Here is a 21,080-nt window from a genome sequence, read left to right as displayed (position 1 = left end):
ATTCATTGCTCATCTTTTAGGGTGAGGAATGCAGCAATATTTAAATCCACCACAAGAAGCCCCATTTATGAAAAACGCGACGTTCTACCTTCTGGACAATGACACCACCGTCGATGGCTTAAGCGCCGTTGAGCAGCTGGTGTGTGAAATTGCCGCAGAACGTTGGCGCAGTGGTAAGCGCGTGCTCATCGCCTGTGAAGATGAAAAGCAGGCTTACCGGCTGGATGAAGCCCTGTGGGCGCGTCCGGCAGAAAGCTTTGTTCCGCATAATTTAGCGGGAGAAGGACCGCGCGGCGGTGCGCCGGTGGAGATCGCCTGGCCGCAAAAACGCAGCAGCAGCCCGCGCGATATATTGATTAGTCTGCGAACAAGCTTTGCAGATTTTGCCACCGCTTTCACAGAAGTGGTAGACTTCGTTCCTTATGAAGATTCTCTGAAACAACTGGCGCGCGAACGCTATAAAGCCTACCGCGTGGCTGGTTTCAACCTGAATACGGCAACCTGGAAATAATGGAAAAGACATATAACCCACAAGATATCGAACAGCCGCTTTACGAGCACTGGGAAAAGCAGGGCTACTTTAAGCCTAATGGCGATGAAAGCCAGGAAAGTTTCTGCATCATGATCCCGCCGCCGAACGTCACCGGCAGTTTGCATATGGGTCACGCCTTCCAGCAAACCATCATGGATACCATGATCCGCTATCAGCGCATGCAGGGCAAAAACACCCTGTGGCAGGTCGGTACTGACCACGCCGGGATCGCTACCCAGATGGTCGTTGAGCGCAAGATTGCCGCAGAAGAAGGTAAAACCCGTCACGACTACGGCCGCGAAGCTTTCATCGACAAAATCTGGGAATGGAAAGCGGAATCCGGCGGCACCATTACCCGTCAGATGCGCCGTCTCGGCAACTCCGTGGACTGGGAGCGTGAACGCTTCACCATGGACGAAGGCCTGTCCAATGCGGTGAAAGAAGTTTTCGTTCGTCTGTATAAAGAAGACCTGATTTACCGTGGCAAGCGCCTGGTAAACTGGGACCCGAAACTGCGCACCGCTATCTCTGACCTGGAAGTGGAAAACCGCGAATCGAAAGGTTCGATGTGGCACATCCGCTATCCGCTGGCTGACGGCGCGAAAACCGCAGACGGTAAAGATTATCTGGTGGTTGCGACTACCCGTCCGGAAACCCTGCTGGGCGATACTGGCGTAGCCGTTAACCCGGAAGATCCGCGTTACAAAGATCTGATTGGCAAATATGTCATTCTGCCGCTGGTTAACCGTCGTATTCCGATCGTTGGCGACGAACACGCCGACATGGAAAAAGGCACCGGCTGCGTGAAAATCACTCCGGCGCACGACTTTAACGACTATGAAGTGGGTAAACGTCACGCGCTGCCGATGATCAACATCCTGACCTTTGACGGCGATATCCGTGAAAGTGCCCAGGTGTTCGATACCAAAGGTAACGAATCTGACGTTTATTCCAGCGAGATCCCCGCAGAATTCCAGAAACTGGAGCGTTTTGCTGCACGTAAAGCGGTCGTTGCTGCGGTTGACGCACTCGGCCTGCTGGAAGAAATTAAACCACATGACCTGACCGTTCCTTATGGCGACCGTGGTGGCGTGGTCATCGAACCGATGCTGACCGACCAGTGGTACGTGCGTGCCGATGTCCTGGCGAAACCGGCAGTTGAAGCGGTTGAGAACGGCGACATTCAGTTCGTACCGAAGCAGTACGAAAACATGTACTTCTCCTGGATGCGCGATATTCAGGACTGGTGTATCTCTCGTCAGTTGTGGTGGGGTCACCGTATCCCGGCATGGTATGACGAAGCGGGTAACGTTTATGTTGGCCGCAACGAAGACGAAGTGCGTAAAGAAAATAACCTCGGTGCTGATGTTGTCCTGCGTCAGGACGAAGACGTTCTCGACACCTGGTTCTCTTCTGCGCTGTGGACCTTCTCTACCCTTGGCTGGCCGGAAAACACCGACGCCCTGCGTCAGTTCCACCCAACCAGCGTGATGGTATCTGGTTTCGACATCATCTTCTTCTGGATTGCCCGCATGATCATGATGACCATGCACTTCATCAAAGATGAAAATGGCAAACCGCAGGTGCCGTTCCACACTGTTTACATGACCGGTCTGATTCGTGACGACGAAGGCCAGAAGATGTCCAAATCCAAGGGTAACGTTATCGACCCACTGGATATGGTTGACGGTATTTCGCTGCCAGAACTGCTGGAAAAACGCACCGGCAATATGATGCAGCCACAGCTGGCGGACAAAATCCGTAAGCGCACCGAGAAGCAGTTCCCGAACGGTATTGAACCGCACGGTACTGACGCGCTGCGCTTCACCCTGGCGGCACTGGCGTCTACCGGTCGTGACATCAACTGGGATATGAAGCGCCTGGAAGGTTACCGTAACTTCTGTAACAAGCTGTGGAACGCCAGCCGCTTTGTGCTGATGAACACAGAAGGTCAGGATTGCGGCTTCAACGGCGGCGAAATGACGCTGTCGCTGGCGGACCGCTGGATTCTGGCGGAGTTCAACCAGACCATCAAAGCGTACCGCGAAGCGCTGGACAGCTTCCGCTTCGATATCGCCGCAGGCATTCTGTATGAGTTCACCTGGAACCAGTTCTGTGACTGGTATCTCGAGCTGACCAAGCCGGTAATGAACGGTGGCACCGAAGCAGAACTGCGCGGTACTCGCCATACGCTGGTGACTGTACTGGAAGGTCTGCTGCGCCTCGCGCATCCGATCATTCCGTTCATCACCGAAACCATCTGGCAGCGTGTGAAAGTACTTTGCGGTATCACTGCCGACACCATCATGCTGCAGCCGTTCCCGCAGTACGATGCATCTCAGGTTGATGAAGCCGCACTGGCCGACACCGAGTGGCTGAAGCAGGCGATCGTTGCGGTACGTAACATCCGTGCAGAAATGAACATCGCGCCGGGCAAACCGCTGGAGCTGCTACTGCGTGGTTGCAGCGCGGATGCAGAACGTCGCGTAAATGAAAACCGTGGCTTCCTGCAAACGCTGGCGCGTCTGGAAAGTATCACCGTGCTGCCTGCCGATGACAAAGGTCCGGTTTCCGTTACTAAGATCATCGACGGTGCAGAGCTGCTGATCCCGATGGCTGGCCTCATCAACAAAGAAGATGAGCTGGCGCGTCTGGCGAAAGAAGTGGCGAAGATTGAAGGTGAAATCAGCCGTATCGAGAACAAGCTGGCGAATGAAGGCTTTGTCGCCCGCGCACCGGAAGCGGTCATCGCGAAAGAGCGTGAAAAGCTGGAAGGCTATGCAGAAGCGAAAGCGAAGCTGATTGAACAGCAGGCTGTTATCGCCGCGCTGTAATCAAAACACAGTAATGAAAACGAAGGCCGGAGCATGCTCCGGCCTTTTTTATCTCTTACAGAAATGGTAAAGAAGGCATAATTCCCCGTGAAATCCTGGCTAAGAAGCCTTTATCTGGTTGTTCTTCTTTATTGATTAAAGGAAGGTCATCCAAATCGCCCAGCAAATACGTATTTTTTGCCTGCCAGTCAATCATCCATATTTTCAGCAGTGGATAAGCCAGACCGCCCGTAATCCCGGATATCACCACCAACGCACACATGCGATAAAGCATACCGTGGTACGTTAAAGTTGAGCGAAAACGAATACGCCCATCATTCAGTGACAGGTTGCTCATAAAATGATTTCGCAACGACACCGTTAAATAACTGGTGCTAACAGCAATCCCAAAATAATAGATTAACTGCGCGATTATCATTTTACGTTGCATTTCCATAAATTGCTGTAAATTCTCAATATCATCATTTGCATACACAGAACTATCATACGCATTTAATATTTGATCGAAGATAATATAACCAGCAACAGCGAGAAAAGGTAATAAAGCTAAAAATGCGAGAATGGCATATTTTATACAATACGTAGTATCTAATTTCACCTTGAAACGATGTATACCGAAACTGGTATTGCTCCAGAGAAAACTCATTACCAGGCTATATAAAGTACCATTAAAAATACCAATGGAAACAATACCAACTATTGCCATCAGAACCACAGATATAATAACACTACTTGAACTATTGGCATGTAGCATCTTTGTCGAGATAAAGAAAACAGTCCCCATCCCAATGGCCATTAAAATCGGCAAGAAAAAGGTTACCCACCAGAACCCTTTCAAAGAGCAATTAAAACTAAATCTTACGCCGTTGAGACTGGTCATCAAGGCCTGATAACGCAGTCCTTTTGCTGCCATAAATATAAGCAAAACCAACAGTGACAAAGTCAAAACACAGCCAACAAGCGGCATATCTGCTGACACTGTCATTAAGATTGCGAAATAGAAAAAAACAAAAACAAGACAACTAACAAAAACATTCCCACCGGTAATTCCATAAGAAAATCGTTGTCCGTTAACTTCCATATTAGCATAGAGATAACGCTTACATTTCATTAATGCCCATGGTAAATAGATACCTAGCGTTATAATCGTTAACAACACATTCACCACACAAATAAGAAAATATCTCTCACCTGTGCCATGAAAAACAAACGAATGGGACGGAACATCCATTTCATTAATAACTTGAGCCATAAAAATTCCCTGAATTAAAAAATCCATTGATATAATTTATAGATACAGACAGTAAAATGTTCTGCCACGTTACAATACTCTTATCAGTAATAGGCTGGCAAAAACTTTATTACTTTATAAGTCGCTTGCGCACGTAAGAAGAGAGTGGTATTAAACAAATGTATAATTACTTTATTTTTATTGGGTTAAACTATGAATAACATTGCGCCGCAATCACCTGTAATGCGTCGCCTGACGCAGCAGGATAATCCCGCTATCGCCCGCGTCATTCGTCAGGTATCCGCCGAATACGGTCTTACCGCTGATAAAGGCTACACCGTCGCCGATCCGAACCTTGACGAGTTGTATCAAGTGTATAGTCAGCCTGGCCATGCATATTGGGTGGTTGAGTTCGATGGTGAAGTGGTCGGCGGCGGTGGGATTGCGCCATTAGCAGGTAGTGAATCGGACATTTGCGAACTGCAAAAGATGTATTTTCTTCCGGCTATTCGCGGTAAAGGGCTGGCGAAAAATCTGGCCTTAATGGCGATGGAGCAGGCACGAGAGATGGGCTTCAAACGCTGCTATCTGGAAACGACCGCTTTTTTAAAGGAAGCCATTGCGCTTTATGAGCATTTGGGCTTTGAGCATATCGACTATGCGCTTGGCTGCACGGGCCATGTCGATTGTGAAGTGCGGATGCTACGCGAACTCTAAAAAAATGCCCGCTAGTGTGTGCTATCGGGCATTTTAATCAATTAATTAGTGGCGAACCCCGTCATCGTCTTCATCGACAAAATCTTCATCGTCGCCGTCTTCGCCGTTAGGATCTTCAAAGTAAGTGCCCCAACCGTCGTACTCAACGTCAAATTTCTCCGCCAGCGTCATCAGTTGTTCAACCTGGGCATCGATCAGATCGGCATTCAACGCGCACTCGCTGAGGATGTCGCAGCAAATCACGATATCACCATCTTCAACTTCCAGCTCTTCTGGATCGGTCACTTCATAACCAAGTTTAAACGCTTCAACTGCTGCTTTTTCCAGGGTTTCCAGATCGTCTGCGGAAAGATGGTGTTCGATGGTGTACAGCGCGTCCGGATCGCTGCCATCTTCCAGTAATTCTTCAATAATCAAACGTGTTTCTTCACGCTGTTCTTCCAGTTGTTCCGGGTTTGCCATGGCTCATTCCTCTTAATGTCCTGCCGATACTCTTATTGTCACACACCACTGACATTGCCTCCACCTTTGTGACAAAGATTTATGCTTTAGACTTGCAAATGAATAATCATCCATATAAATTGAATTTTAATTCATTGAGGCGTTAGCCACAGGAGGGATCTATGTCTGGGTTTTATCATAAGCATTTCCTGAAATTACTCGATTTCACGCCAGCTGAACTCAACAGCCTGCTGCAGTTAGCCGCGAAGCTGAAAGCCGATAAGAAAAGTGGTAAAGAAGAAGCCAAACTCACTGGTAAAAACATCGCGCTCATCTTCGAAAAAGACTCGACTCGTACCCGATGCTCTTTCGAAGTTGCCGCATATGACCAGGGTGCTCGCGTTACTTATCTCGGCCCAAGCGGCAGCCAGATTGGTCATAAAGAGTCGATTAAAGACACTGCCCGCGTGCTTGGTCGCATGTATGACGGTATTCAGTATCGCGGCTATGGTCAGGAGATTGTCGAAACACTGGCGGAATACGCTGGCGTGCCAGTATGGAACGGCCTGACCAATGAGTTCCACCCCACCCAGCTGCTGGCGGATCTTCTCACCATGCAAGAGCATTTGCCCGGTAAAACATTCAACGAAATGACGCTGGTCTATGCAGGTGACGCACGTAACAACATGGGAAACTCGATGCTTGAAGCTGCGGCGCTTACCGGTCTGGATTTGCGTCTGGTCGCGCCAAAGGCATGCTGGCCGGAAGCTGCGCTGGTTACGGAATGCCGCGCCCTGGCACAGCAAAATGGCGGGGATATTACGCTGACGGAAGATGTAGCCAAAGGAGTTGAAGGTGCTGACTTTATCTATACCGATGTATGGGTGTCGATGGGTGAAGCAAAAGAGAAATGGGCGGAACGCATTGCATTGCTGCGTGATTATCAAGTGAACAGCAAGATGATGCAGTTGACCGGTAACCCGGAGGTCAAATTCCTCCACTGCCTGCCCGCGTTTCATGACGACCAAACGACGCTTGGCAAGAAAATGGCGGAAGAGTTTGGCCTACATGGCGGAATGGAAGTGACTGATGAGGTCTTCGAATCTGCCGCCAGCATTGTATTTGATCAGGCGGAAAACCGCATGCATACCATCAAAGCGGTGATGGTCGCGACGCTCAGTAAATTAAATAATTAATATCTCTATCAAGATGCCGGGAAATACAAAAACATCCCGGCATCACATTATTTTATGCAGTGATAGTTTTTTCTTCCAGCCAAATTTTTCTATTGCTATACGTAAATTTTCCGGAGGATTTAATTTTCCCAACTGTTCATTATTAATATATTCATATATTCATATATTCATATATTCATATATATTGATTTTGCCATTCCGGAGGATTTTCATCATTCTTGTTCTAATTTTTAATTCATTACCCATCTTTTCTTCAAAAATCTTAATGACATAACCCGGATGTTTTTTTACAATTTCATTTGTTTTTTCTTCATTACCATAAACATATCCTAACTCATTAAGATACAGCTGTTCGCCCTCATACTTCTTAATTAATTGATAGAAGTACCACTTCGCAAAATCAGGTTGCTTCATGAAAAAATCCTTCAAAAAAATATCATTTACTAAAATGCTGACAGACACTTCATTAAATAGCAACTTAACATCATCAAATAACCTTAGTATTAAGCGTGATTTTTCTTGATTGCTTAAGTTAAAATCATTGACATATACAACCAACTTCTCCCAAATCAATTCCTGTAACTCAGGGCTGTTTTTATAGGGTTCTTTATTGAGGTTGAAAAATAATGTCTCAGCTATTTTAGACTGATCGCAGTTAAAATCAATATGATCGATCACGGAGCGGGCATGCTTTATCTTTGTAGTATCATCAGAATATTGCATACTTTGATTAAAACACCACTCCAGAATTTTTACATCATTAATATATGGCAATTTTAAAAAAGTCTTCAACATCGAATCGATGACCTTTTCGAGATTAACTTTTGCATCATCTAAGGAATCAATAAGAATATTAGACAGGTTAATTTTGATGTTATTAATTTCATCATTACCTTCTGTACCACTAGCAATTCTGGTATCATGTAACGCTTTCAGATCATTTATTTCTTCAAGTATACCACCTTCGCCTAGTAAGTATGGAATCGTGTCATCACATACATGAGGCATTAATAGCAGATGTTCTTTCTTTATTTTTTCTAATGTACTGGCTAATGGCTTTTCTAATAACTCGTTATAATCAATTGCGTCCTTCCAGTTCAACTGATGATTATTTAACAGAAGCGCCATATTCTTGTTAGCTTCGCGTTGGTAACACGCCAGAACCTTGTTAGTAATCAGATGTAATGAACTCTCATCTTTTCTTTCAAAGGACTTCCCTTCATAACGGTTAGTCGAACCATCAGGTTGTGGAAATATAATGGCTGTATGTCCTTGACGAGTCCCCATAGTAGTGATAGTGGAAAGTGAAACTTCTATAATCACCTTGGGTGAATCCGCTCGCTCACCTTCAGGATTATTCATAACAAACTGCATTATTTCACTGCCATCATTATTTTTGATATAAGATGAGGACTCAATATGAGCCATCATATTTCTACCCGCTTCGTTGGAGCGTTTGCTAAAATCCACATAACCCAGGGTAAATATTTTTACCAAAAACTCCAAAAATGTCTTAGAATCAAGGATATTTCTTGTGTTATCCTGCCCCTCGGCAATTCGGGCAAAATTATTCATTCCAACACGCCAGGTATTTAAAACTTCACTTTTTTGTTTAAAATTGTCGGCTAATGTAATGTGTTGAGAATAATTCAAATCTGATATTTTGCTCATGACGGACTCCTTGAGTTAATAAGAACGTCTAAGCATTACAAATTCTACTCACAAAAAAATATCAAAAAACGCTCTTTTCACAAACTCGCCGTAAACCTGGAGTTATTTACGGCGAAAAGTCATCACGCCATCAGCATCTTCACTACTGCTTTGCGAACCTGGGCTGGCGCGCCCACTGCGCACAGCGGTTTATGCACTTCCCCCGGATAAAACACAACAAAATCACCTTCATTAAGGATAACTGTTTTCTCATCAACGCCTTCCGGCAAAAATGCGATGTCTTTATCAGCTAACCAGTCGGTATCCGGCGTGCCTGCAGGTTGCGTGCTGAAGGTCATGCCTTCCTGACCTTTTAACACAATCTGAATGTCGAGATAGCGGGCATGGTACTCCGCACGGCGGGCTTCGTACGGCTCGGTCATATCTTCCGAGATAAGATAAAACAGACGATTGCCTTCGATATCGTGCTTACCCTTTGGCGTTTCTGCCGTAACGTGCGCTTTGATATGCTCAATCGCCTGGCGTAACTCTTGGGGTAGCCACGGCTGAAGATTATGAATATTTCCGATGATCATCTTTTCCACTCCTTAATTAAAACAATGTTTCATTTCTATCGTTATACGAAAAGATGATCAATTCCGCTAGCCTTAACGCGTGAATTATTGTCTTATCACAACTTATCGGCAGGCGCGTTCCCGCCTTTCGGGTCAAGGTCAGCATCACTCCTCGAGAATAGTTTTTATCGCTTCCCCCGCCAGTACAGCTGTTGCACAAAGTTGTTCGATGGAGTGCCCCTCCCGTGCCTTCGCAGAAAGCCCTGACATCACGGTACTCATAAAATCAGTCACACATTGTGCGCTTTGTGGATGCCGCCTGGCGATATAGTCATAAATGGTCGTTTCTGCGGCGTGATAATATTGAACGGCAATATCACGCGCTTGTGGATCATGACTATGAATACCTTCAAGAACCATACAGCCAGCGCAGCCGCCGTTTTGGCTATATCTGCGCGCCGCTTCTTTTAATACCTCAACCAGGCACTCGCCTACCGGACGATCATCACGAAGAATATCGGCAAGCGGAATAGCTTCCGTACCGACATATTCATTGAGTACACGGCTAAATAAACCAGCTTTACTGCCAAAAGCCGCGTAGAGGCTCGGGGGGTTAATACCAATATAATCAGTAACTTCAGCAACACTGACAGCATCGAAACCTTTTTGGTGAAAAAGCACTTTTGCCGCAGAGACTGCCTGCTCAGGAGCGAAACGTCTGGGACGACCTGGAACGCGAGATTGTTTTTTAGTGACCATTACAAAACTTGTTGACAGAAAGTTAAAACAGTTTTGTAATGCATGTTACATAATAAATCAAGGAGTCCTTATGGGCGCTTTTACAGGTAAGACAGTTCTCATCCTCGGTGGCAGCCGTGGAATCGGTGCCGCTATCGTACGTCGTTTCGTCACCGATGGGGCCAATGTACGATTCACCTATGCGGGGTCGAAAGATGCCGCTGAACACCTGGCACAAGAGACTGGAGCGACAGCAGTATTCACAGATAGTGCTGACAGAGACGCTGTCATTGATGTCGTTCGTAAGAGTGGCGCATTGGATATTCTGGTAGTAAATGCAGGTATTGGCGTCTTTGGCGATGCCCTGGAATTAAATGCCGACGATATTGATCGCCTTTTCAAAATCAATATTCATGCTCCTTATCATGCCTCTGTTGAAGCCGCCCGGCAGATGCCCGAAGGCGGGCGCATCTTAATCATCGGCTCCGTGAATGGCGATCGTATGCCTGTTGCAGGCATGGCTGCTTATGCCGCCAGCAAATCTGCCCTGCAAGGCATGGCGCGCGGGCTGGCCCGTGATTTTGGACCGCGTGGGATCACCATCAACGTCGTCCAGCCAGGGCCAATTGATACCGATGCTAATCCCGCCAACGGGCCAATGCGCGATATGTTGCATAGTTTTATGGCCATCAAAAGACATGGGCAACCGGAAGAGGTCGCTGGTATGGTCGCATGGTTAGCAGGGCCAGAAGCCAGTTTTGTTACCGGCGCGATGCATACCATTGATGGCGCGTTTGGCGCATAACCGACTACGCTCAATTAAGCCCAGCCATTATCCATGATGTCTGGGTTTTGTTTACTCACGTCGTCCGCTAAAAGCGGCTCCCGGTAAAGAGAAATCTTCTGTTCATGTCGTAAATCTTGAGGATAACCAAATGGTAGAAAGAACCGCTGTTTTCCCTGCTGGCCGACATTCACTGTATGCTGAGCATCGTTATTCTGCGGCTATTCGTTCCGGCGATTTGCTGTTTGTTTCCGGGCAAGTAGGAAGTCGAGAGGACGGAACACCAGAACCCGATTTTCAGCAACAAGTCAGACTGGCATTTGATAATTTGCATGCGACCCTGGCAGCTGCGGGATGCACTTTTGACGATATCATTGATGTTACGAGCTTCCATACCGATCCAGAAAACCAATTTGAAGACATCATGACGGTGAAAAATGAAATATTTAGCGCCCCACCTTATCCAAACTGGACGGCGGTGGGTGTTACATGGCTGGCAGGCTTTGATTTTGAAATTAAAGTGATAGCGCGCATCCCTGAGCAGTAAGCAATAGTGTTAGCCGTTCGCTTTCACACTCCGCCCTATAAGTCGGATGAATGGAATAAAATGCATATCTGATTGCGTGAAAGTGAAAAAGGAAAAAGCAGGGAATGTCTGCAATTATTGATACCGAAGGACAGTTCCCCTGCAGAATCACATCAAATAAAAATGCATATACCTTGACTTTTAATTCAAATAAACCGTTTGCGCTGACAAAATATTGCATCAAATGCTTGCACCGCTTCTGACGATGAGTATAATGCCGGACAATTTGCCGGGAGGATGTATGGTTCAGTGTGTTCGACATTTTGTCTTACCGCGTCTGAAAAAAGACGCTGGCCTGCCGTTTTTCTTCCCGTTGATCACCCATTCCCAGCCCCTCAATCGAGGGGCTTTTTTTTGCCCAGGCGTCAGGAGATAAAAGATGGCTAATCCGCTATATCAGAAACATATCATTTCCATAAACGACCTTAGTCGCGATGACCTTAATCTGGTGCTGGCGACAGCGGCGAAACTGAAAGCAAACCCGCAACCAGAGCTGTTGAAGCACAAAGTCATTGCCAGCTGTTTCTTCGAAGCCTCTACCCGTACCCGCCTCTCTTTCGAAACATCTATGCACCGCCTGGGTGCCAGCGTGGTGGGCTTCTCCGACAGCGCCAATACATCACTGGGTAAAAAGGGCGAAACGCTGGCCGATACCATTTCGGTTATCAGCACTTACGTCGATGCGATAGTGATGCGTCATCCGCAGGAAGGTGCGGCGCGCCTGGCCACCGAGTTTTCCGGCAATGTACCGGTACTGAATGCCGGTGATGGCTCCAACCAACATCCGACGCAAACCTTGCTGGACTTATTCACTATTCAGGAAACCCAGGGGCGTCTGGACAATCTCCACGTCGCAATGGTTGGTGACCTGAAATATGGCCGCACCGTTCACTCCCTGACTCAGGCGTTAGCGAAGTTCGACGGCAACCGTTTTTACTTCATCGCGCCGGACGCGCTGGCAATGCCGCAATACATTCTGGATATGCTCGATGAAAAAGGGATCGCATGGAGTCTGCACAGCTCTATTGAAGAAGTGATGGCGGAAGTAGACATCCTGTACATGACCCGCGTGCAAAAAGAGCGTCTGGACCCGTCCGAGTACGCCAACGTGAAAGCGCAGTTTGTTCTTCGCGCCAGCGATCTCCACAACGCCAAAGCCAATATGAAAGTGCTGCATCCGCTGCCGCGTGTTGATGAGATTGCGACGGATGTTGATAAAACGCCACACGCCTGGTACTTCCAGCAGGCAGGCAACGGGATTTTCGCTCGCCAGGCGTTACTGGCACTGGTTCTGAATCGCGATCTGGTACTGTAAGGGGAAATAGAGATGACACACGATAATAAATTGCAGGTTGAAGCTATTAAACGCGGCACGGTAATTGACCATATCCCCGCCCAGATCGGTTTTAAGCTGTTGAGTCTGTTCAAGCTGACCGAAACGGATCAGCGCATCACCATCGGTCTGAACTTGCCTTCTGGCGAGATGGGCCGCAAAGATCTGATCAAAATCGAAAATACCTTTTTGAGTGAAGATCAGGTAGATCAACTGGCATTGTATGCGCCGCAAGCCACGGTTAACCGTATCGACAACTATGAAGTGGTGGGTAAATCGCGCCCCAGTCTGCCAGAGCGCATCGACAATGTGCTGGTCTGCCCGAACAGCAACTGTATCAGCCATGCCGAACCGGTTTCTTCCAGCTTTGCCGTGCGAAAACGCGCCAATGACATCGCGCTCAAATGCAAATACTGTGAAAAAGAGTTTTCCCATAATGTGGTGCTGGCCAATTAATTGCGGTTGGTAATAAAAGTCTGGCTCCCTATAATGAGCCAGACTTTTTACCGCTGTAATAAAGGAGAAATCATGAGCAAAACTATCGCGACGGAAAATGCACCGGCAGCTATCGGTCCTTACGTACAGGGCGTTGATCTGGGCAATATGATCATCACCTCCGGCCAGATCCCGGTAAATCCGAAAACGGGCGAAGTACCGGCAGACGTCGCTGCACAGGCACGTCAGTCGCTGGATAACGTAAAAGCGATCGTCGAAGCCGCAGGCCTGAAAGTGGGCGACATCGTTAAAACCACCGTGTTTGTGAAAGATCTGAACGACTTCGCAACCGTTAATGCTACCTACGAAGCCTTCTTCACCGAACACAATGCCACCTTCCCGGCACGTTCTTGCGTTGAAGTTGCCCGTCTGCCGAAAGACGTGAAGATTGAGATCGAAGCGATCGCTGTTCGTCGCTAATCTTGATGGAAATCCGGGCTATCATGCCCGGATTAAGTCTGATGACAAACGCAAAATCGCCTGATGCGCTACGCTTATCAGGCCTACGTGATTCCTGCAATTTATTGAATTTGTTGGCCGGATAAGGCATTTACGCCGCATCCGGCATGAACAAAGCTTACTTTGTCTGCAATCTGAATCGGGGCTATCGTGCCCAGTTTATTCTTTACTGCCAGCCGTAACGACGGCTATAAAATCCTTTCACCAACTGAGTTAATGTCATATACCCTGCCAGAATCGCAACCAGCCACGGGAAATAGCTTAACGGCAGCGCCTGCAGCTGCAGATAACTGGCCAGCGGTGAAAACGGCAATGCGATCCCGACAATCATCACGATCACGGTCATGATCATTAACGGCCACGATGCACAGCTCTGAATAAACGGCACACGGCGGGTGCGGATCATATGCACAATCAGCGTTTGCGACAGTAAGCCCACCACAAACCATCCCGACTGGAACAGCGTTTGCGTTTCCGGCGTGTTGGCATGGAATACCCACCACATCAGGCAAAACGTCAGAATATCGAAGATCGAGCTGATCGGTCCGAAGAAGATCATAAAGCGCCCCAGATCCGCCGGATTCCAACGCTGCGGCTTTTGAATTTGCTCGTCGTCGACGTTATCAAACGGGATCGCCACCTGTGACACATCATACAGCAGGTTCTGAATAAGCAAGTGTAACGGCAACATCGGCAGGAAGGGCAAGAAAGCACTCGCCACCAGCACGCTGAACACATTACCGAAGTTGGAGCTCGCCGTCATTTTGATGTATTTCAGCATGTTGGCGAAAGTGCGACGTCCTTCAATAACCCCCTCTTCCAGCACCATCAGGCTTTTTTCCAGCAGGATGATATCAGCCGCTTCACGGGCAATATCTACCGCGCCGTCCACAGAAATGCCGATATCCGCAGCGCGTAAGGCGGGCGCATCATTAATACCATCGCCCATAAAGCCAACCACATGCCCTTCGCGCTTCAGTAAGGTCACAATGCGTTCTTTATGCATCGGCGTCAGGCGGGCAAACAGCGTGGTGCGCTGTGCGAGATTTGCCAGTTCGTCGTCAGATAGCGTTTCAATATCACTACCAATGACCACCTCTCCCGCGTCCAGCCCCACTTCATGGCACACTTTCGCTGCAACTAACTCACTGTCGCCAGTAAGGATTTTTACGGTGATTCCACTCGCTTTTAATGCCTTCAGTGCCGGAGCGGTTGTCTCTTTTGGCGGATCAAGGAAAGCAATATATCCTTCGAGGATCAGGTCGGATTCATCCGCCCGCTGGTAATCTCCTTCACGCGCTGGCAGGTATTTCGTCGCCACCGCAACCACGCGCAGCCCCTGACGATTCAGCGTATCAGTAACCCGCTTAATCTTACGCAGCATGATGTCATCGAGCGGCACAATCTCGCCATTGTGACGCACCTGCGAACACACATTGAGGATTTCCTGCAATGCACCTTTGCAAACCAGCTGATGGTGCTCGGTATTTTCTGCCACTACCACCGACATCCGACGACGCTCGAAATCAAACGGAATCTCATCAATTTTTTGCCAACGACTGGCCAGCGAGCGCGCTGACTCTTCATCCGTACCTTCGAGCACCGCTGTATCGAGCAGGTTTTTAAGTCCGGTCTGATAATGACTGTTCAACCACGCGCTATGCAGCACGCGTTCGCTGGTTTTACCGGAGATATCGGTATGATTCTCCAGCACAATTTTGTCCTGTGTCAGGGTGCCAGTTTTATCAGTGCACAGAATATCCATTGCGCCAAAGTTCTGAATAGCATCCAGATGTTTGACGATCACTTTCTGTTTCGACAGCTTTACTGCGCCGCGCGCCAGCGTCGAGGTAACAATCATCGGCAACATTTCCGGCGTTAAGCCTACCGCGACCGAAAGCGCAAACAGTGCCGCTTCCCACCAGTCGCCTTTGGTGTAACCGTTGATAAGCAACACCACCGGAGCCATCACCAGCATAAAGCGAATCAGCAGCATACTGACGCGGCTGATCCCCTGCTGAAAGGCATTCGGCTCGCTTTCCTGCTCACTAACACGCCCCGCCAGTTGACCAAACCAGGTATTGGCTCCTGTAGCAATCACCATTGCTTGTGCCGTGCCGCTCACCACGGTGGTGCCCATAAAACACAGGGTGTCACACTCCAGCGGATTGCTGTGCTCCGGCTGGCGAGTGGTAGCGGCTTTTTCCACGGGCAGAGACTCACCGGTTAACGACGCCTGAGCGACGAACAGATCCCGCGCCTGCAAGATACGTAAATCTGCCGGGATCATATCCCCCGCCGCCAGTTTTATAATATCGCCGGGCACCAGCTGGTCGATCGGGATCTCCAGCCAGCCATTTTCGCCTTTGTCGTTAATTACGCGCAGCACCGTCGCGGTATTGCTGACCATCGCTTTCAGGGCATCTGCCGCTTTAGTGGAACGTGCTTCCTGAATAAAGTTCAGCAACGTAGAAATAGCGACCATTAGCGCGATAACGCCCGCGGCAAATAAATCTTCCGTGGCGTAAGAAATAGCGCCGAGAATGGTGAGTAAAATATTAAATGGGTTGCGATAGCAGACCCATAAATGTACCCACCACGGCGACGGTTGTTGTGCGGGTAATTTATTTTCACCATGTTGTTCGCGGGCAGATTCCACTTCCGCCTGATTTAACCCTTCCGGATGGGTGTCGAACGTTTTCCACAATTCTTCTTCGGGCATCACCGCCATTTTCAGGCAATGCGCACTTAAGGACGGCGGGACCACCGTATTCACTGTCTGCTGCGCGCCAGGCAATGGATCACGATGAACCAGACGGGAAGGTAAATGGCGAATGAGCCGGGTAAAGATTTCTTTAAACATAAGGAGTCCCTCCGCACTGTCTGAAACAGTACAGAAATGTCTTCAGGCGTGGCGAAGCCTTACCTGAAGGTAATAAAGCTGAGCAGGGACGTTAAAACGTCACGGCCTTACGCATCCGGTAACGCCGTGAAAAGACGGGCTTACCGGAAAAGTTTTAATCTCCGTCGAGGGAGAGGCGTGGGATCAGGTTCCATATAACCTCCGGTAAGTGAATAAAGCGCCGCAAATAATAAGGAGAATCCAATAATATTCGTAGCATCTATGGCGATATAATACCTGCTGGCAACTAAACCAACGATAAACCAGACTTTACCCATTGCTGAATGCACGGGTAAAGTTAGGCTCAAATAATTAAACAACACGTTACAGGACAACAGGATGCAAAATCGGCTGACCATCAAAGACATCGCACGCTTAAGCGGCGTGGGGAAATCTACAGTTTCCCGGGTGCTGAATAACGAAAGCGGCGTGAGCCAGCGCACCCGCGAGCGTGTTGAAGCAGTGATGAATCAGCATGGATTTTCCCCTTCCCGCTCTGCGCGCGCTATGCGTGGGCAAAGCGATAAAGTGGTCGCCATCATTGTTACCCGCCTGGATTCGTTGTCAGAAAATCTCGCCGTTCAAACCATGCTGCCAGCGTTCTATGAACAAGGTTACGACCCAATCATGATGGAAAGTCAGTTTTCCCCGCAATTAGTTGCCGAACATTTGGGGGTGCTGAAACGGCGTAATATCGACGGCGTAGTGCTGTTCGGTTTTACTGGCATAACAGAAGAAATGTTAGCCCACTGGCAGTCATCGCTGGTTCTGCTGGCGCGTGACGCAAAAGGTTTTGCTTCGGTCTGTTATGACGACGAAGGGGCAATCAAGATCCTGATGCAACGGCTGTATGACCAGGGGCATCGTAATATCAGTTATCTCGGCGTGCCGCATAGTGACGTGACGACCGGGAAGCGACGTCACGAAGCCTACCTGGCGTTCTGCAAAGCGCATAAACTGCATCCCGTTGCCGCTCTGCCAGGCCTTGCTATGAAGCAAGGCTATGAGAACGTAGCAAAAGTGATTACGCCTGAAACTACCGCCTTACTGTGCGCAACCGACACGCTGGCACTTGGCGCAAGTAAATACCTGCAAGAGCAACGCATCGACACCTTGCAACTGGCGAGCGTCGGTAATACGCCATTAATGAAATTCCTTCATCCGGAGATCGTCACCGTAGATCCTGGTTACGCCGAAGCTGGACGCCAGGCGGCCTGCCAATTGATCGCACAGGTAACCGGGCGCAGCGAACCGCAACAAATCATCATCCCCGCCACCCTGTCCTGATCGTTTCCTGAACGATAAATTGTGATCTTCGCTGCGTTTCGGGAACGTTCCCGTTTTTAAATTTTTCCGCGCAATATATTCTGCAGCCAACCAAAAATGTCATCTGCCATGGGGCTTTATGATGAGCAAAATAAACCAAACGGATATCGATCGGTTGATTGAACTGGTCGGCGGGCGCGGCAATATTGCGACGGTGAGCCACTGTATTACTCGCCTGCGCTTTGTCCTCAACCAACCGGCCAATGCCAGACCGAAAGAAATTGAGCAACTCCCCATGGTGAAAGGCTGTTTCACCAATGCCGGGCAATTTCAGGTGGTGATTGGCACCAACGTGGGTGATTACTATCAAGCACTAATAGCGTCAACCGGACAGGCGCAGGTTGATAAAGAGCAGGTAAAAAAAGCCGCCCGGCAGAATATGAAATGGCATGAGCAGTTGATCTCTCATTTCGCGGAGATCTTCTTCCCGTTGCTGCCCGCGTTGATTAGCGGCGGTTTGATCCTCGGTTTTCGCAATGTGATCGGCGATTTGCCCATGAGCAACGGTCAGACGCTGGCGCAAATGTACCCTTCCCTGCAAACGATCTACGATTTTCTGTGGTTGATCGGTGAAGCGATCTTCTTCTACCTGCCGGTCGGTATTTGCTGGTCAGCGGTGAAAAAAATGGGCGGCACGCCGATCCTTGGTATCGTGCTTGGCGTGACACTGGTTTCTCCCCAGCTGATGAACGCTTATCTGCTCGGGCAGCAGCTGCCGGAAGTGTGGGACTTTGGCATGTTCAGCATCGCCAAAGTGGGCTATCAGGCACAGGTGATCCCGGCACTGTTAGCCGGGCTGGCACTGGGCGTTATTGAAACTCGCCTTAAACGCATCGTACCGGATTACCTCTATCTGGTGGTGGTGCCCGTCTGTTCGCTGATCCTCGCGGTGTTCCTCGCCCATGCGCTGATTGGTCCGTTTGGTCGCATGATTGGCGATGGCGTTGCCTTTGCGGTACGTCACCTGATGACCGGCAGCTTTGCTCCGATTGGTGCGGCATTGTTTGGCTTCCTGTACGCGCCGCTGGTGATCACCGGCGTACACCAGACCACCCTTGCTATTGATTTGCAGATGATTCAAAGCATGGGTGGCACGCCAGTGTGGCCGCTGATTGCGCTGTCGAATATCGCTCAGGGCTCCGCCGTGATAGGCATTATCATTTCCAGCCGCAAGCACAATGAACGCGAGATCTCCGTGCCTGCCGCTATCTCCGCCTGGCTTGGGGTCACTGAGCCTGCAATGTACGGCATCAACCTGAAATATCGCTTCCCGATGCTGTGCGCGATGATTGGTTCTGGTCTGGCAGGATTACTATGCGGCCTGAACGGCGTTATGGCGAATGGTATCGGCGTAGGCGGCCTGCCGGGAATTCTCTCGATTCAACCGAGCTACTGGCAGGTATTTGCGCTGGCAATGGTTATCGCCATCATCATCCCGATTGTACTCACCTCGTTTATCTATCAGCGGAAATACCGCCTGGGCACGCTGGATATTGTTTAATTTTCTTCGGGGCGCAATTGCGCCCCCTCGCATTTGCAGGAATAACGTAATGACTAATCTTCCCCACTGGTGGCAAAACGGCGTTATCTACCAGATTTATCCAAAGAGTTTTCAGGACACCACGGGTAGCGGCACCGGCGATTTACGTGGCGTTATCCAACGCCTGGACTATCTGCATAAACTGGGCGTTGATGCCATCTGGCTAACCCCCTTTTATATCTCTCCCCAGGTCGATAACGGTTACGACGTAGCGAACTATACGGCGATTGATCCCATCTACGGCACGCTGGACGATTTTGACGAACTGGTGACGCAGGCAAAATCGCGCGGGATTCGTATCATTCTCGATATGGTGTTTAACCATACCTCTACCCAACATGCCTGGTTTCGCGAGGCGCTGAACAAAGAAAGCCCTTACCGCCAGTTTTATATCTGGCGCGATGGCGAACCAGAAACGCCACCGAACAACTGGCGTTCAAAATTTGGCGGTAGTGCGTGGCGCTGGCATGCGGAAAGCGAACAGTACTATTTGCATCTCTTTGCACCAGAGCAGGCGGATCTCAACTGGGAGAATCCAGCGGTACGCGCAGAGCTGAAAAAAGTCTGTGAGTTCTGGGCCGATCGTGGGGTCGACGGGTTGCGCCTGGATGTGGTGAATCTGATCTCCAAAGACCCACGTTTCCCTGATGACCTGGATGGCGACGGGCGTCGCTTCTACACCGACGGGCCACGAGCACACGAGTTTTTGCACGAGATGAACCGCGATGTGTTTACGCCACGCGGGTTAATGACCGTAGGTGAAATGTCCTCCACCAGCCTTGAGCATTGCCAGCGATACGCGGCACTGACAGGCAGTGAATTATCGATGACCTTTAATTTTCATCACCTGAAGGTCGATTATCCCGGTGGTGAAAAATGGACGCTGGCTAAACCTGACTTTGTGGCGTTGAAAACATTGTTCCGCCACTGGCAACAAGGAATGCACAACGTAGCATGGAATGCCTTGTTCTGGTGTAACCACGATCAGCCGCGCATTGTTTCTCGCTTTGGTGATGAAGGTGAATACCGCGTGCCTGCGGCAAAAATGCTGGCGATGGTGCTGCATGGCATGCAGGGAACGCCGTATATCTACCAGGGCGAAGAGATTGGCATGACCAACCCGCATTTCACGCGCATTACTGACTATCGCGACGTGGAGAGCCTCAATATGTTTGCCGAGCTACGCAACGATGGGCGTGATGCCGACGAGTTATTGGCAATCCTCGCCAGCAAATCCCGTGACAACAGTCGCACACCCATGCAATGGAGCAACGGCGATAATGCCGGGTTTACGGCTGGCGAACCGTGGATTGGCTTGGGCGATAACTATCAACAAATCAACGTAGAAGCCGCGCTGGCCGATGATTCCTCGGTGTTTTACACCTACCAAAAGTTAATCGCACTGCGTAAGCAGGAAGCCATCCTGACATGGGGCAATTACCAGGATCTGCTGCCAAACAGCCCTGTATTGTGGTGCTATCGCCGTGAATGGAAGGGGCAAACCTTGCTGGTCATTGCCAACCTTAGCCGTGGGATCCAACCCTGGCAGCCAGGGCAAATGCGCGGCAACTGGCAGCTTGTGATGCATAACTACGAAGAAGCCTCACCACAACCCTGTGCCATGAATTTACGGCCTTTTGAGGCTGTCTGGTGGTTACAGAAGTAAATCTTCCCTAAGCCCCGGTAATGCCGGTCATTCCGGGGTTTTGTCTGTCAGCATGTTGTTTTTGTTGATTTTTCA

Annotated in this window: 19 protein-coding genes and 1 pseudogene; 13 read left to right on the top strand and 7 right to left on the bottom strand. The window is 49.2% G+C overall.

From position 1 onward, the window contains the following. The first annotated feature begins 67 nt into the window (after positions 1-67). Both holC and valS read left to right on the top strand, forming a co-directional pair. Entirely contained in the window at positions 68-511 is a 444-nt protein-coding gene (gene holC, locus K0778_RS06905; RefSeq protein ID WP_000786399.1) for a DNA polymerase III subunit chi, read from the top strand. Further along, on the top strand, positions 511-3,366 hold the full coding sequence (gene valS, locus K0778_RS06900) for a valine--tRNA ligase (RefSeq protein ID WP_000416392.1): 2,856 nt from the start codon (positions 511-513) through the stop codon (positions 3,364-3,366). Before holC ends, valS begins: the two co-directional genes overlap by 1 nt. Before the next feature lie 55 nt (positions 3,367-3,421). Here valS and K0778_RS06895 read toward each other — a convergent pair whose 3' ends face one another. Continuing rightward, the gene (locus K0778_RS06895) at positions 3,422-4,618 is read right to left on the bottom strand and encodes a YjgN family protein (protein WP_053882021.1); all 1,197 of its coding nucleotides are present in this window, start codon (positions 4,616-4,618) and stop codon (positions 3,422-3,424) included. Positions 4,619-4,810: 192 nt separating this feature from the next. Between K0778_RS06895 and K0778_RS06890 the strand changes: the two genes are divergently transcribed. Continuing rightward, the gene (locus K0778_RS06890; protein WP_063084803.1) at positions 4,811-5,314 is read left to right on the top strand and encodes a GNAT family N-acetyltransferase; all 504 of its coding nucleotides are present in this window, start codon (positions 4,811-4,813) and stop codon (positions 5,312-5,314) included. Positions 5,315-5,359: 45 nt separating this feature from the next. Here K0778_RS06890 and rraB read toward each other — a convergent pair whose 3' ends face one another. Then, positions 5,360-5,776, bottom strand: a complete 417-nt coding sequence (rraB, locus tag K0778_RS06885) for a ribonuclease E inhibitor RraB (protein ID WP_000002953.1) — start codon at positions 5,774-5,776, stop codon at positions 5,360-5,362. Positions 5,777-5,937: 161 nt separating this feature from the next. On the opposite strand from rraB, the gene argF reads away from it, so the two are divergent. After that, positions 5,938-6,951 carry an ornithine carbamoyltransferase gene (argF, locus tag K0778_RS06880; protein ID WP_000012927.1) on the top strand — a complete coding sequence of 338 codons (1,014 nt, stop codon included), beginning with the start codon at positions 5,938-5,940 and terminating at the stop codon, positions 6,949-6,951. Between the two features lie 42 nt (positions 6,952-6,993). Here the strand turns inward: argF and K0778_RS06875 are convergent. The 3 genes and pseudogenes from K0778_RS06875 to K0778_RS06865 all read right to left on the bottom strand — a co-directional run bounded on the left by K0778_RS06875 (position 6,994) and on the right by K0778_RS06865 (position 9,935). Further along, positions 6,994-8,622 (bottom strand): annotated as a pseudogene (locus tag K0778_RS06875) (DNA-binding protein). A 122-nt stretch (positions 8,623-8,744) separates the two neighbouring features. After that, positions 8,745-9,197: a toxin-antitoxin biofilm protein TabA gene (gene tabA, locus K0778_RS06870; RefSeq protein ID WP_000583470.1), complete on the bottom strand. Its 453-nt coding sequence runs from the start codon at positions 9,195-9,197 to the stop codon at positions 8,745-8,747. Between the two features lie 144 nt (positions 9,198-9,341). After that, a complete protein-coding gene (locus tag K0778_RS06865) occupies positions 9,342-9,935 on the bottom strand; it encodes a TetR/AcrR family transcriptional regulator (protein ID WP_001401490.1) in 594 nt (197 codons plus the stop codon). A 70-nt stretch (positions 9,936-10,005) separates the two neighbouring features. Here K0778_RS06865 and bdcA point away from each other — a divergent pair, with 70 nt between their 5' ends. The 6 genes from bdcA to ridA all read left to right on the top strand — a co-directional run bounded on the left by bdcA (position 10,006) and on the right by ridA (position 13,532). Next, complete coding sequence (gene bdcA / locus K0778_RS06860; RefSeq protein WP_000500686.1) at positions 10,006-10,719, top strand: SDR family oxidoreductase; 714 nt, start codon at positions 10,006-10,008, stop codon at positions 10,717-10,719. A 130-nt stretch (positions 10,720-10,849) separates the two neighbouring features. Further along, positions 10,850-11,245, top strand: coding sequence for a RidA family protein (locus K0778_RS06855; protein WP_000230281.1), 396 nt, complete (start codon positions 10,850-10,852; stop codon positions 11,243-11,245). 280 nt (positions 11,246-11,525) lie between these two features. After that, positions 11,526-11,660 carry a pyr operon leader peptide gene (gene pyrL, locus K0778_RS06850; protein ID WP_001296693.1) on the top strand — a complete coding sequence of 45 codons (135 nt, stop codon included), beginning with the start codon at positions 11,526-11,528 and terminating at the stop codon, positions 11,658-11,660. 3 nt (positions 11,661-11,663) lie between these two features. Beyond that, on the top strand, positions 11,664-12,599 hold the full coding sequence (gene pyrB / locus K0778_RS06845; protein ID WP_000013046.1) for an aspartate carbamoyltransferase: 936 nt from the start codon (positions 11,664-11,666) through the stop codon (positions 12,597-12,599). A 12-nt stretch (positions 12,600-12,611) separates the two neighbouring features. Then, the gene (pyrI, locus tag K0778_RS06840; protein WP_000148581.1) at positions 12,612-13,073 is read left to right on the top strand and encodes an aspartate carbamoyltransferase regulatory subunit; all 462 of its coding nucleotides are present in this window, start codon (positions 12,612-12,614) and stop codon (positions 13,071-13,073) included. Between the two features lie 72 nt (positions 13,074-13,145). Beyond that, entirely contained in the window at positions 13,146-13,532 is a 387-nt protein-coding gene (gene ridA, locus K0778_RS06835; RefSeq protein ID WP_000047539.1) for a 2-iminobutanoate/2-iminopropanoate deaminase, read from the top strand. Positions 13,533-13,737: 205 nt separating this feature from the next. On the opposite strand, the gene mgtA is transcribed toward ridA, so the two are convergent. Then, complete coding sequence (mgtA, locus tag K0778_RS06830; protein ID WP_000471889.1) at positions 13,738-16,434, bottom strand: magnesium-translocating P-type ATPase; 2,697 nt, start codon at positions 16,432-16,434, stop codon at positions 13,738-13,740. 140 nt (positions 16,435-16,574) lie between these two features. Next, the gene (gene mgtL, locus K0778_RS06825; protein WP_001387276.1) at positions 16,575-16,628 is read right to left on the bottom strand and encodes a mgtA regulatory leader peptide MgtL; all 54 of its coding nucleotides are present in this window, start codon (positions 16,626-16,628) and stop codon (positions 16,575-16,577) included. Between the two features lie 184 nt (positions 16,629-16,812). Here mgtL and treR point away from each other — a divergent pair, with 184 nt between their 5' ends. From treR to treC, 3 genes are all read left to right on the top strand, one after another. Further along, complete coding sequence (gene treR / locus K0778_RS06820) at positions 16,813-17,760, top strand: trehalose operon repressor TreR (RefSeq protein WP_001181324.1); 948 nt, start codon at positions 16,813-16,815, stop codon at positions 17,758-17,760. A 118-nt stretch (positions 17,761-17,878) separates the two neighbouring features. Beyond that, the gene (gene treB, locus K0778_RS06815) at positions 17,879-19,300 is read left to right on the top strand and encodes a PTS trehalose transporter subunit IIBC (RefSeq protein ID WP_001297258.1); all 1,422 of its coding nucleotides are present in this window, start codon (positions 17,879-17,881) and stop codon (positions 19,298-19,300) included. 49 nt (positions 19,301-19,349) lie between these two features. After that, positions 19,350-21,005, top strand: coding sequence for an alpha,alpha-phosphotrehalase (gene treC / locus K0778_RS06810; RefSeq protein WP_001297260.1), 1,656 nt, complete (start codon positions 19,350-19,352; stop codon positions 21,003-21,005). Positions 21,006-21,080 lie beyond the last annotated feature (75 nt).

The organism is Escherichia sp. XD33 (genome assembly GCF_019375075.1).
In the GTDB taxonomy this organism is placed as follows: domain Bacteria; phylum Pseudomonadota; class Gammaproteobacteria; order Enterobacterales; family Enterobacteriaceae; genus Enterobacter; species Enterobacter flexneri_A.
Note: the sequence above shows the minus strand (reverse complement) of the source record. Positions and strands in the feature narration are given on the sequence as shown.